Source organism: Coprococcus sp. OM06-34AC (assembly GCF_003462545.1).
Lineage (GTDB): Bacteria > Bacillota > Clostridia > Lachnospirales > Lachnospiraceae > Coprococcus > Coprococcus aceti.
This window is the reverse complement of the sequence record NZ_QTZF01000005.1, coordinates 247602-260630: the sequence shown is the minus strand read 5'-3', so window position 1 is coordinate 260630 and position 13029 is coordinate 247602. Positions and strand designations below refer to the sequence as shown.

At 41.4% G+C, this 13029-nt stretch carries 13 protein-coding genes and 1 pseudogene; 11 read left to right on the top strand and 3 right to left on the bottom strand.

Annotated features, from left to right (window positions below; genetic code table 11):
- Positions 1-389: 389 nt before the first annotated feature.
- The 4 genes from DXB91_RS10250 (at position 390) to DXB91_RS10235 (ending at position 4263) form a co-directional block, all read left to right on the top strand.
- Complete coding sequence (locus tag DXB91_RS10250; RefSeq protein ID WP_118017866.1) at positions 390-2189, top strand: diguanylate cyclase domain-containing protein; 1800 nt, start codon at positions 390-392, stop codon at positions 2187-2189.
- Between the two features lie 207 nt (positions 2190-2396).
- Complete coding sequence (locus DXB91_RS10245) at positions 2397-2897, top strand: hypothetical protein (protein WP_117551388.1); 501 nt, start codon at positions 2397-2399, stop codon at positions 2895-2897.
- A gap of 49 nt (positions 2898-2946) precedes the next feature.
- A complete protein-coding gene (locus DXB91_RS10240; RefSeq protein WP_242992744.1) occupies positions 2947-3309 on the top strand; it encodes an acyl-CoA thioester hydrolase/BAAT C-terminal domain-containing protein in 363 nt (120 codons plus the stop codon).
- A gap of 195 nt (positions 3310-3504) precedes the next feature.
- A complete protein-coding gene (locus DXB91_RS10235; protein WP_118017864.1) occupies positions 3505-4263 on the top strand; it encodes an alpha/beta fold hydrolase in 759 nt (252 codons plus the stop codon).
- Positions 4264-4355: 92 nt separating this feature from the next.
- Here the strand turns inward: DXB91_RS10235 and DXB91_RS14765 are convergent, their stop codons facing one another.
- Positions 4356-4718: a TetR-like C-terminal domain-containing protein gene (locus tag DXB91_RS14765; RefSeq protein ID WP_243003557.1), complete on the bottom strand. Its 363-nt coding sequence runs from the start codon at positions 4716-4718 to the stop codon at positions 4356-4358.
- 16 nt (positions 4719-4734) lie between these two features.
- On the opposite strand from DXB91_RS14765, the pseudogene DXB91_RS10230 reads away from it, so the two are divergent.
- From DXB91_RS10230 to DXB91_RS10210, 5 genes and pseudogenes are all read left to right on the top strand, one after another.
- A pseudogene (locus tag DXB91_RS10230) lies at positions 4735-5634 on the top strand (ATP-binding protein); the annotation flags it as partial.
- Positions 5635-5893: 259 nt separating this feature from the next.
- Entirely contained in the window at positions 5894-6373 is a 480-nt protein-coding gene (locus DXB91_RS10225; protein ID WP_118017860.1) for an Hsp20/alpha crystallin family protein, read from the top strand.
- A 262-nt stretch (positions 6374-6635) separates the two neighbouring features.
- A complete protein-coding gene (locus tag DXB91_RS10220) occupies positions 6636-7973 on the top strand; it encodes an acetyl-CoA hydrolase/transferase family protein (RefSeq protein ID WP_117551070.1) in 1338 nt (445 codons plus the stop codon).
- Entirely contained in the window at positions 7970-8488 is a 519-nt protein-coding gene (locus DXB91_RS10215; RefSeq protein ID WP_118017859.1) for an NUDIX domain-containing protein, read from the top strand. Before DXB91_RS10220 ends, DXB91_RS10215 begins: the two co-directional genes overlap by 4 nt.
- A 172-nt stretch (positions 8489-8660) precedes the next feature.
- Positions 8661-9491: a metallophosphoesterase gene (locus DXB91_RS10210; protein ID WP_243003556.1), complete on the top strand. Its 831-nt coding sequence runs from the start codon at positions 8661-8663 to the stop codon at positions 9489-9491.
- A gap of 123 nt (positions 9492-9614) precedes the next feature.
- Here the strand turns inward: DXB91_RS10210 and DXB91_RS10205 are convergent, their stop codons facing one another.
- Complete coding sequence (locus DXB91_RS10205; RefSeq protein WP_118017857.1) at positions 9615-11141, bottom strand: CoA-transferase; 1527 nt, start codon at positions 11139-11141, stop codon at positions 9615-9617.
- Positions 11142-11487: 346 nt separating this feature from the next.
- Positions 11488-12084, bottom strand: a complete 597-nt coding sequence (locus tag DXB91_RS10200) for an N-acetyltransferase (protein WP_118017856.1) — start codon at positions 12082-12084, stop codon at positions 11488-11490.
- A gap of 292 nt (positions 12085-12376) precedes the next feature.
- Between DXB91_RS10200 and DXB91_RS10195 the strand changes: the two genes are divergently transcribed.
- On the top strand, positions 12377-12670 hold the full coding sequence (locus DXB91_RS10195) for a type II toxin-antitoxin system RelB/DinJ family antitoxin (protein ID WP_015534078.1): 294 nt from the start codon (positions 12377-12379) through the stop codon (positions 12668-12670).
- Positions 12660-12974, top strand: coding sequence for a type II toxin-antitoxin system RelE/ParE family toxin (locus DXB91_RS10190; protein ID WP_015534077.1), 315 nt, complete (start codon positions 12660-12662; stop codon positions 12972-12974). Before DXB91_RS10195 ends, DXB91_RS10190 begins: the two co-directional genes overlap by 11 nt.
- The last annotated feature ends 55 nt before the right edge of the window (positions 12975-13029 follow it).

Genomic DNA, 13029 nt, shown 5'->3' with positions numbered 1-13029 from the left:
AAACGTCCCCATTAAAGTATCAGCCATGAGAACAATATGACAGCAAAAGGCATGGTTATGATACAGAACAAAGTAGTAAATACATTTAAAAGACTGGAGTATGTAGCATCTTTGTTATATATTATCTTTTTCCATTCCAGATGTGGCTTTTCGGAGAGCATTGTGCTGCAGTGTGTCCAGGATCATAATAAAAAAGTTAATAAGCTTTCCGAGCAAAATTATACTTATCTGCATAGCGATTACCTCTTTTCGTTTCTGTATTATAATACTATTCCTCTAAAAAAACATCCCTGAATGCTGACTTGTCAAAAATGAATGAATGCGATAAAATATGTGCAATTTGTAGAGAACTTGTAAATAGCATCCAAAATAAGGAGAGATGACATACTATGAATTCGCGTAAAAACCATAACAAAAAGCTTATGTTGCCGGTTCTCATTTTTCTGGTTGGCTGTCTGGTTTTGACAGTAGTTTTATATCATTCATATAGATCAAATTATAAACAGGTACGGAATGTCACAGCGCTTAATGCCACAACATATGCAGAACGACTACAGAATGACATGAACCGTGGAGTTGCAATTACAGATACACTTGAAGAGATAGCAATCAGCGAAAATGGGAAAATTGACAATTTTCAAAAAGTTGCTCGGGATCTGATGGCAGATTTTATTCAGAGCATACAGATTGCGCCTGACGGTGTTGTCACAGATATATATCCGGAGGCAGGGAATGAAGCTGGAAAGATAGATTTGATGCATGATGAAAGTCGTGGAGAGATATGCCGCTATGGAAGAGATAAAAATATAGTCACGATGCAGGGTCCTTTTGATTTAAAACAGGGGGGGCAGGGCATTGCGATTAGAAATCCTGTATATCTGGAGGGGGCAGATGGCTCTCCAGTATTTTGGGGATTTACTATAGTAATTATACGTGTTCCGGAGATATTTACAGAATCAATTCAGGCACTCACAAAATTCGGTTATGATTACTCCCTGACAAAGACAGTTTCCCCTTTGTCTGATGATACAGAGATAGTATCATCATCCGGCAATATTATGAAGAATCCGATTACATTTGAGTTTGAATTTTGCGGCAGTCTATTTGATTTTGAGATAATGCCTGCTGATGGCTGGAGTCACGGGTGGAATGTATTTCCGCAGCTGTTTTTGGGAATATGTGTTATTTTGCTCTTAACTGGATTAACGGTGGTCATACTTGTGATTGAGAGACATCGAGATACATTAAAAAAAATGGCGATAACAGATCCGCTGACCGGACTCTTGAATCGTAAGGGGTTTGACGAACAGCTCAAAAAGGTTATGCAGGGCGGTCTTCATATTCATTGCGTGGGTATACAGATGGATATTGATGATTTTAAATTTATAAATGATATGTATGGTCATGTAGTTGGAGATGCCGCACTGAAAAGTCTTGCACAGGACATGCAGAGCTATTTCAATGATAATTCTATTATTTGCAGAAATGGCGGTGATGAGTTCTCTGCCATTCTGGTTGACACAACAGAGGAAGAGACAAGAAAGAAAATAGAACAATTTACTCTTCAGTCACGGCATATAACATATAATGGTGGGGAGCATCCATTTTACATTTCTCTTGGGTATGCAGAATATCCAAAAGATTGTGAAGATGTTTCGGAGCTTATCAGATGCGCGGATATGGCACTTTATGCGGTAAAACTTCATGGAAAGCATAATTGCAGTCCTTATCGAGGAGCTTATAAGATGCAGCACAGAAGCCAGCTTGGGTTTGCACTTCAGGATGTATCAAAGAATCTTCCGGGAGCTTTCCTTATATATATAGCTGATCCTGAAAATGATAATATTTTATTTGCAAATCGTGAACTGATAGAATTTGCTGGCTGCAGGGATTTTGATGATTTTCTTGATTACACAGATCATAGATTCAGAAACCTGGTCCATCCAGACGAACGGGATTCTGTTGAGACCAGCATCTGGAAACAGATTGATGCAAAGACCAGTGGAAATAATGACTATGTAAGGTTCCATTTTGCAAAAAAAGATGGAACATATCTTCCTGTTCTTGATCACGGAAGAATAGTGGAAAACCGTTATTATGGAAATGTATTCTACGTTTTGATCATGGACTGCGCTCTGGTTGAATCTTATTATGATAATAAAACGGGTCTGGGAACTGTGCAGGAATAGCGGATTGGCTTTTACAGTAATAGGACACAAATTCTTCGTCCAGCCATTTGCAAATATAGTAGACTGTTATACTCATTTACATTCTCAGGAAAATATGCTAATATTAGGTTAGCGACAACTAACTCAATCTCGATGTTTCGATCAGTGCAGCGTCTGTCAGATAGATCGAGGCGATTTTGCATGGCTGGTGTTAGGAGAGGAGGCAAAATGAATTACCTATTAGAAATAGTTATTTTTAATGTTATCATTTACACAATTTGCGGTATCAATATAGCAAAGAAGGGAAAGCTTGGCATGATACAGGAATACCCCAAGGCGATACAGGATCGATGCAGAGAGCTTGGATTGATTCAGGAAAGCTCCGGGAAACTTAAGAAGAAAGCAACGATAGGAAAACTGGGATTATTTATCGGATACATATTTTTGCAGACTGTATTAGCGTACTATATCGGCGGTGCACGTACTTTCTCTGAAGGATGGTTTCACGGATATATCATGTGGGTAGTTGAGATGTGGTTTGATGCATTGGTGGTGGATTGTCTGTGGTTTTGCCATAGTAAGAAGATGATAATTCCGGGAACTGAGGATTTGGTGGATGCTTACCATGATTATTGGCATCATATTAAATATGCGGTGATAGGAATGTTCAGCCAGGCGGTGATTGCTTTGCCGGTAGGGCTTTTGGTGATGTGGCTGTCTGGGAGGTAAAGACGCAAGAATAAAAGGCTGAGCATTTTCAGCTTCAAACAGGAATTTGATGAAAGGACTTTCCTATCATGGGAAGCCGCTTGCTTATATGCCATTTGTTTACGAACATCCAATGTATTGGAAAAAGGTTGAAGAGGAAACGAAAGGCTCAGGTGATATTGAGCGTTCCACATGCCTGTTCATAGATTCCGAAAAAGATCGGGAACATACGGAAGAAGAAATGATAAAGGTTGAAAATATCAAGGAAAAGTTAATTTTGATTGGCGCAGATGATGATAGCTTCTGGGAGGCTGGCAAATATGTCCGCCGGATGGATCAGCGTTTGCAGCAACATCCGCATGAGTGTGAGGCTACAAGAAAGGACGTAGACAAAAGACATTCGGCGGCGCTGCACGAGTGGATTGCGGTATAATGTTCGTGGTACAAGGTGCTTGCCGGACTACAAAAGGTTGGATTCGTCAGTAACCACTGAGGTTTGACGCATCCGGCTTTTATATTACAGAAATATGGCATCGAATGGATATTCGATTCTGCCGATATAATGTATAATAGAAAGTAACAAATCGGAAGTTATCAAATTGATTGGGAAGTATACAGGAGATAAGGAATGACAATTCATGAATATGGAAAAAGTAATGCAAAGACAGTGGTTCTGGTACATCCATCTGTAGTGATGTGGGATTTTTTTGAATATCTAATTCCTTTATTGGAAAAGGATTGTCATGTAATTATTCCGGCATTACCGGGATATGATGAAAATGATTCACAGCAAAATTTTACCAGCGTGGAAAATATCGCCGGGGAATTGGCAGAGTGGTTAGTAAAAAATAAGATTACCACCATTGATGTTCTATATGGCTGTTCTATGGGAGGTAGTATTGTTTTAAGAATGCTTGCAGATAAGAAAATTACCGTAAATAACACAATATGCGATGGCGGAATCACACCATATCAGATACCATGGTTACTTACTCGATTCATTGCTGTTAAGGATTTTCTGCTGATCTCTATGGGAAAAATAGGCGGGTTTAGCCTTCTGGAAAAGGTGTTTGCAACAGATGAATATAGCAAGGAAGATTTAGAATATATGGCGAAAGTTTTCCGCTTTATCAGTTATAAGACCATCTGGAGAACTTTTGAATCATGCAACAACTACAGGATGCCGGAAGGTACTATAGAATATTCGGGTAAATTAGAATATTGGTACGGTGATAAAGAACGTAAAGAAAGAGCAAAAGATTTAGCATATGTAAAAGAACATTTTCTACATGTAAAGTTTATAGAAATGAAAAATATGGGACACGCCAGTATGGCGACATTATATCCAGAAAACATGGCAGAACGTATTATGAATTTAGCAAAGTAAGGAGTTGCAGCAAATAAAAAGAAGTTGTGTTGTGACAACTTCCAGTTGTGCGCCCCGCTAAGGGTGTGTAGTCAAGCCGGTGGGAAGCCGGTTTATCCAAGGTCTAGCCAATCAGATAATAGCGAGTCTTGGGATGATGTCGGTAACGGCATTTGACAAGCGTAGACAGCAAGAAAGCAGGGGTGAATAGTGATTGAGCTTCGAAACGTTAAATTCAGTCGGTCGATTTCAATCCTTCCTCTATACTCCTGCCTTATAATGTCAGCCATTTCCGCAGGACTTTCCTTACATCCATTTTTTAACCACATTTTTATAATACTTGTAATGGCAGCCCTGAAAAATTCACAATGATATTCTATGTATTTATTTCCAAAATGCTGCTCTGCCAGCTTATGATCAAACTGAACTATTTTATAGTTATCATCAAAGCCAAGTTTAAAATATGTGTTAAAAATAATCTGATTATCTTTTATGTATCTAAACAGCTTTTCAAAATCATTAAAAGAAATTAAAAAAGATTACTATTTAGAACAACTTATAAATCGTGAAGGAAATGGTCTGATTAAAATTGTAACAGGAATAAGAAGATGTGGAAAATCATATTTATTGCGAACGCTGTTTAAAAATCATTTGCTTGAAAATGGAGTGGATGAAAAACACATCATTGAAATGGCGTTTGATTTATACTACTTTCTTTTAGATGAAGTGCAGTTGCTGGATGAGTTTGTGAGTGTGCTTAACGGTTTAGCGGATAAGAAGAATTGCGATGTGTTTGTAACAGGAAGTAATGCAAAGTTTTTATCCAGAGATATAGCTACTGAATTTGGTGGCAGAGGGGATGAGGTTCATATGTACCCTTTGAGCTTTTCGGAATTTATGAGTTGCTATGATGGAAATAAATATGATGGATGGAACGAATATATTACTTATGGCGGTATTCCGTTGGTGGTATTAGCCGAAACGGATGAGCAAAAAGTGAATCTATTGGATAATCTGTTTCAGGAAACATATATCAGTGATATTGTGAAACGAAACAAAATCAGAAACGTTGGAGAAATGGAATCATTGCTTGATGTTTTGGCATCCGCAATTGGTGCGTTGACGAATCCTAACAAACTTCAGAAAACATTTAAAAGCGTAAACAATTCGAAGATTACAGCAACAACGATTACGAAATATATTGAATATTTGGAGGATGCTTTTTTAATTGAAGAGGCGAACAGATATGATATTAAGGGAAAGTCCTATATCGGTACGCCAATGAAGTACTATTTTATGGATATGGGACTTAGAAATTCAAGAATTCATTACAGGCAGCTGGAAGTGACACATTCTATGGAGAATGTCATTTACAATGAATTAAGAATGAGAGTATCTATAAGGGATAGAGCCATTTGCGTTCACACAATCTTCATAAAAGAATTAGCACTCACCCCTTGACAGTGCTAATAACTGGGTGTATAACATAGTCAAAGATAAGGAAAGGGATTAGAAAGAAGAGAAAGAATCCCGAAAGCTTATCTTGACAATTATTTTGAAAGTAACAGTAAACAAAAGTCTAAGTGCCTTGGGACTTCATAAGAAGCCGCAATTTCCGACACTTGTTTGAGATTGAAAGGAGAAATGACTTATGTTACCTAGTATTTTTGGAGAAGATTTATTTGATGATTGGATGAATGACTATTTCCCATTTGGAAAGGATTTTGACAAGGAGTTCAGTAAAGCGTTAGCACCTACCGAGCGTGCGCTGTATGGTAAGCATGCAAAGAACATGATGAAGACCGATGTCCGTGAGACAGACGATTCATATGAAGTAGATATGGATCTCCCAGGATTCAATAAAGATGAAGTAAAGGTTCAGCTTGCTGATGGTTACCTGACAATTGAGGCTGCAAAGGGTCTGGATAAGGACGAAAAGGACAAGAAGAGCGGCAAGTATATCAGGCGTGAGCGTTATGCCGGCAGCATGAGCAGAAGTTTCTATGTCGGTGAGGGAGTTACCCAGGAAGACATTCATGCAAAGTATGAACATGGCGTACTGAAACTGTCGATTCCTAAGAAGGAAGAGCAGAAGAAAGTAGAGAAGAGTAATTACATCGCAATCGAATAATGTAAGAAATGCGAGATTACTTAATAACAGATGACTAATATTCGTAGAGCCCTCCGTGTATCTGCAAGGTGCAGGTATGCGGGGGGCTCTTTTGCGTTTTGCAATTAGATGTAAACCAGTAAAGGTGAAAAAATATTATGACTATTTTGGACTGGAATATCTCTAAAAATGTTGAAATGATATTTGATTTATTTGATAATAGTGATTGAGACTATTGAGGGAGGACAAGCGGTGAAACGTTATTTAATAAAGGGGGATTTATATGTTCGATTTTCAGCAAATGTATAGGGAAAAGCTGCGTACACCGGAGGCTGCGGTGGAGTGTGTCAAGGATGGAGACTGGGTCGATTACACATCGTCCCTTGGAAAACCTGTACTACTTGACAGAGCACTGGCAAAGCGGAGAGATGAGCTGCACGATGTGAAGATCAGGGGCAATCTGATGGCTGGGCCTATAGAGGTTGCAGAGTGCGATGACAGTCAGGAGCATTTTGTGTATCATAGCTGGCACTGTTCGCAGTACGAGAGAAAGCTGTGCGATGAGGGCAAATGCTATTATATACCGATGGTGTTCCACAACAATGCGGCTTATTATGAGTATTTCCTCCATGTGAATGTGGTCATGGTGTCGGTGGGACCTATGGACAAGCATGGCTATTTTAACTTCTCGGTGAATACCGGTGTAGCTGCCCCTATTGCCAGGAAGGCGGACATCGTGATAGTTGAGGTGAATGAGCACATGCCTAAGATACGCGGTGGATATGACGAGTGTATTCACATATCGGATGTGGATATGATCGTAGAGGGGGAGCACGAGCCATTTGCTGATGTGAAAACACAGGCACCGCGGGAGGTTGACCGGAAGATAGCGGAGCTGCTCATTCCATACATAGTAGATGGTTCAACACTGCAGCTCGGTATCGGGGGAATGCCAAATGCGGTGGGTGAGATGCTGGCTCAGTCGGATCTCAAGGATCTTGCCATGCACACGGAGCTCTGCTCGGATGCATATCTAGCCCTGTACAAGGCGGGCAAGCTGACAAATAAATACAAGAACATAGACCGTGGAAAAGGCGTATTTGGCTGCGCCATCGGTTCAAATGAGCTGTATGAGTGGCTGGACGACAATCCTGGGATAGCGGCGTACCCACTTGAATATGTGAACAGACCGTATGTCATATCGCAGATAGATAATATGGTATCAATAAACAGTTGCGTGGCTGTGGATCTGTACGGACAGGTGGCGGCGGAGAGCAGCGGTTCACGCCAGATCAGCGGAACCGGCGGACAGCTTGATTTCCTGATCGGAGCATCTGGCTCCCATGGCGGCAAGGCGTTTATATGCATGAGCTCCACCCACACCGACAGGAACGGAGTGAAACACTCCAGGGTTAAGCCACAGTTCAACGGAGATATCATCACCTCCCCTAGAAGTCAGGTGTATTTCCTTGCGACAGAGTACGGAGTCATCAACCTTGAGGGACGCTCCACATGGGAGAGAGCTGAGGCGCTCATCTCCATAGCTCATCCGGATTTTCGCGATATGCTGATAAAGGAGGCCCAGGAGAGAAAGATTTGGCGGAGGTCGAATAAGAGATGAAAAGATTATTTGACATAGATATAAAGGACTACGAAGCGGGCTACAAGGTATACTGCAGACCATCGGCACGCGGAATCATCCTGCAGGGAGACAAGATAGCCCTTGTCTACAGTGGGCGGGAGCACTATTACAAATTTCCAGGTGGCGGTATTCAAGGCGGAGAGGACAAAAAGGCAGCTCTTGTCCGTGAGGTCCGCGAGGAGACCGGGCTTGTGGTCATCCCTGATAGCATAAGAGAATTTGGAAGTGTACTTCGAAGACAGAAGAGTGATAAATCGGAGAATACGATATTTGAGCAGGAAAACTTTTATTATATATGTGATGTTGAAGCTGCGAATATAGGACAGGAACTTGATGAATATGAGCGAGAGGCGGGATTTGTGCTAAGAGTCTTGCCAATCGATGAGGCGATATGTGCAAATGACGAGTATCACAGTGATAACTATTTCGATGAGATTATGATAAAGAGGGAGCTTCGGGTTCTTCGGATGGTGAAGGTGCAGATGAAACTATAGACGCATGTGTAGATGTCTGGAGAAATGAGAATTATGACCGAACTACGGGAACTATTTCTGGTTGTATCGGTTGTTATGAGAAGAGCATGGCATTATAAAAGTGAGATTGCGGATGAAAGAAAAATCTAAAAAACAAAAAAGTAGAAATACGAAAAAGCAGAAATATATAAAATTGGCAATTGCTCTGAGTATATTGATTGTCATAATATTGTTCTGCAATTTTCAGAACAAACACCTTGAAACCACACATTATACATATGCGGCAGAGAAGCTTGGTGTGGATCTTGATGGCTATCGGATAGTTCAAATATCGGATCTGCACAATGCAAAGTTTGGCAAGAATAACCAGAAACTGGTGGACAGGATAAGAGAATGTGAACCTGATATGATCGTCCTGACCGGAGATCTTGTGGACTCAAATCACACAAATGTAGACCGCGCAGTCCAATTTGTGGATGAGATCGTGAAAATATGTCCGGTATACTATGTCACAGGCAACCATGAGTATTGGCTGGAGGCTTCTGAGTATGATGAGCTCATGTCTGGACTTACCCGTGCAGGGGCGGTTATTCTGGATGATCAGGTTTTGGAGATATCCAGGGGTGATGCAAAGTTCAGGCTGGTTGGGCTGGACGATAAAAGTCTTGCGGATGGGACACTTGGGACGTTACTGAATAACGCTCAGAATGTGGCGCATGAGGACTCTGAGAAAAAAGAATTCACAGTAGTTCTTGCACATGAGCCACAATACCTCGCAAGGTATGCCGGCACCGGTGTTGATCTCGTGCTTTCCGGACATGCCCACGGTGGACAGTTCAGACTTCCATTTGTCGGCGGGATAGTGGCGCCGGATCAGGGATTTCTTCCAGAATATACAGCAGGTGAATATTATATGAATGGCACCGAGATGATAGTCAGCCGCGGCCTTGGCAACAGTGTGGCTCCGGTGAGGCTGTTTAACTTCCCGGAGATAGTATGCGTGGAGCTGGTGGGGAAGCATTAGTTATTGTGAGAAAGTTAATGTAGATAAGAAAATGATGTACATAAAAGATCGTGGGAAGATTTTGAGTAGGGATCTTCTCACGACCTTTTAATATATTAGGATTTATTTTTCTCAGCCTTCTAGCTATCGCAGCCTTTCATCCACCTCAACCTTGAAAGGAAGCTTGTTCAGAATGTCATGTTCAAGATCAATTCCCGGGTACACCTCAATGAGCTTAAGTCCCTTTTCAGTGAGCTCAAATACGCATCGTTCTGTGACGTATATAACCCTCTGTCTGTTTGCCAGCGCACGTTTTCCTGAGAAACTGATGCTTCTGACATCGTTTACGAACTTAGGAATGTTTCCCTCGTTTTTGATGGTCACGATGCCGTCATTGTCCTCCACGGCAAGCCCCTTCGTGTCAAATGTGAGACAGAATACAACGGTTGCGGTCTTGGCGGTGATATTTGCAAATCCACCTACACCGGCAAATGCGCCAGGGCCCTTGTGGGCATTTACATTCCCGAACCTGTCAACCTCGATCCCGCCCATGAAACAGATATCAAGACCGCCATTGTTGTAGAGATCAAACTGGTTTGCCATGTCATAGATGGAGTCCGCGCCAATGACAGCGCCGAACACCTTGCCCGATGCAGGGAATCCGCCTACACCCCCGGATTCTACGGTCAGGGTTATCTTGTCCAGAATACCGTTCTCTCTGGCATACTTGGATACAGTCTCCGGAATTCCAACACCTATGTTGACTATATCGTCCGGTTTCAATTCCAGAGCAGCCCTTCTTCCAATGATCTCTGCGCTTGTATTGACGACATTCTTTGTCTTGGTACGACCGGAAAGCATCTCAGCCCAGTCCTGCCACTGTGAATATGGAATCTCAAAACTTCCTGTCAGGGATTCGTATGATGCGTGTCTTGGCTCCGGCGGTATCTCAACGATAGCGTCAACCAGACATCCCGGAATGATGGTATTGTGAGGTCTTGATGGCCTTGCCACAAGTCTGTCAACCTGCACGATGACCTTTCCGCCATTTGCCTTTACAGCCTGACAGATGGACAGCGCATCTCCTGCGGTAAACAGATCCTCAAATGAGATGTTGCCCTTGCGGTCAGCAGCAGTTCCCTTGATGATAGCCACGTTGATAAGCGGCAGCTTGTAGTAGAGGAATTCCTCACCGTCCAGCTCTACGTATTTTACAAGTGAGTCATCCTTTGATATGTTGTTGATTCCCGGTCCCTCAAGTCTCGGATCGACAAATATATCCAGCCCGACCTTGGAGAGCGCTCCCGGAAGTCCGCCGGCCTGCGCACGAATTGCGTGTGAGATACAGCCGAGTGGGAGATTGTATGCCTCAAATCTGTCCTCAAGGACAAGCTTCTTGGTGCTGTACATGGCTCCGAAATGTCCACAGATGATTTTGTCAACTGCGCCGTCTCTTATGTATCCCTCTGCCGCCTTGTTCTCATCCCACGCACCAAAGCCCGCGCTTGATATAGCTGTGAGGTGCTTCGGCGAACCTGTCCTCTGGTATCTTTTATATAATGCCTCGTGAAGCTCGATTGGAATATCTATGCCGAGAAATGAGTTGAGTGCGATCACATCTCCGTCATTTATAAGATCCATTGCCTCGTCGGCTGTCATTATCTGGTACATTTGTCTAACCTCGTATCTATAGAATCCTTTGCTGAATTTTAGTCAGTCACTTGCTATTTTTATCTTTTGAGGCTGAGATGTCAAGAAGATTATTAAGGGGAATGGTGATATTGGGGGTAGAAAAATTCGACTTATCCTAAAAAGATAAAAAACTTTCTTTTTTCTGACGAAAAATGCGCAAAGGATACAGAAAATCGAAAGTTTGTATCTTTTTGGAGGTTTATAACAAATAAGCGAAAATTTTATGCACAGAAGAGCAAGATTAAGTCAAAAAGATAAAATTAAAAATGCCAGATAAATATGAGCAATGGTTTGGGACTCATATCTAGCTGACATTTTTAATTTTCTAATCAGGATATTTGATCAGATCGTATATCTTACCATAAACGCCCATATCGCGCACACCCTCAAGCTCCATGCCGAGATGCATGTATTTATCGCACTTTGACTTGGCATCCGTCTCAAGGATGACTGGAACGTGCAACCTGTTTCCCTCAGAGAAAGCCATGTCCAGAACTTTCCTCATGTATCCCTGTCCCTGGTATTGTTCGCGGACGCAGACCATACCGACGAATATAAAATCTTTCTTCTCTTTCTTCATTCGATCCTGAAGAGATCTGCCTCCCTTGGACAGAGCTTTTCCCATGCGGATCATCTCTTTGAGGCTCATGTTGTGAAACAGAGCTTTGAGGATAGCCATGCCCGCCTTGAGATTTATTTTCTGTCCCGGCAGGGTGTAGGCGATATATCCCTCGCCCCGCTCGCTGGTCGCATAGAGCATTTGTCCCTCAAATGCCATGCGGACGTAGTCGGCTATGTAATTTGCCACGGCATCTTTGCTGCTGTAGAACACTCCCATACCTGTTTCCTGTCCATAGTCATAATATCCAAATGCATGGCCGATATCCTCGGCTGCCTGCGCATCCCATTTTGTTATCTTCATTGTATTTTCTCCGTTCAATAATTGTATTGTAATTTCTAATTCCACTCATATGGTTAGATATATCTAACCATAATCATATTATCATATATAGAGTGAAAATGAAACTATGATCTCATTCAGGATGACATGATAGAAATATATGAGGATATGAAGGATGCCGATGTCATAGTGTTTGCATATGAAATATCACTACTAAAACAATACGTTTGTATTGAATTGGCATAAATTAAATATTATAATTTATAAAGAAGCGGTGAAGTTGCATATTATTAATACTAGGAGGTGCATGAGAATGGCAAGCACAATACAGGTAAGGGTAGACAATGATCTTAAGTCAAAATCAGATAAATTATTTCATGATCTTGGAACAGATACTACGACAGCTATAAGAATTTTTCTTACCCAGGCAGTTGCAAATAATGGATTTCCATTTGAGATAAAAAGGGTTGTTACAGATCCATATGTGGCAATGACAGAGGAACAGATGATAGACAAACTGGCGAAGTCAAGACAACATGCTGAAAAAGGTGAATGTCGTGATGCTGATGTTGTGATAGATGATATGAGGAAGAAGTATGACTTATGAGGTGGTTTTGACAAAAGATGCAGAGAATGATTTGGATAATTTTATTCAATATCTCTTATTTGAAAAACATAGTAAACAGGCTGCAGCAAATGTTCTTCAGGACTTTGAGAATACGAAAAGAAGTTTGGAAAAAATTGCTTCAAGTTTGAAACTATGTGATAATCTGCGCTTGAGAAAGCTGGGATATAGAAGAATTAATTTTGAAAGACATAGATATTTTATGTTATATCGAATAGAAGGAGAACGTATTATAGTAGATAATATATTTCACGAATTACAGGATTTTGAGGGAAAAATGATATAAAACAATCCGTAGCGCAATTAACATTAAAGAGTGGGAAGCATGGAAACACTACTTA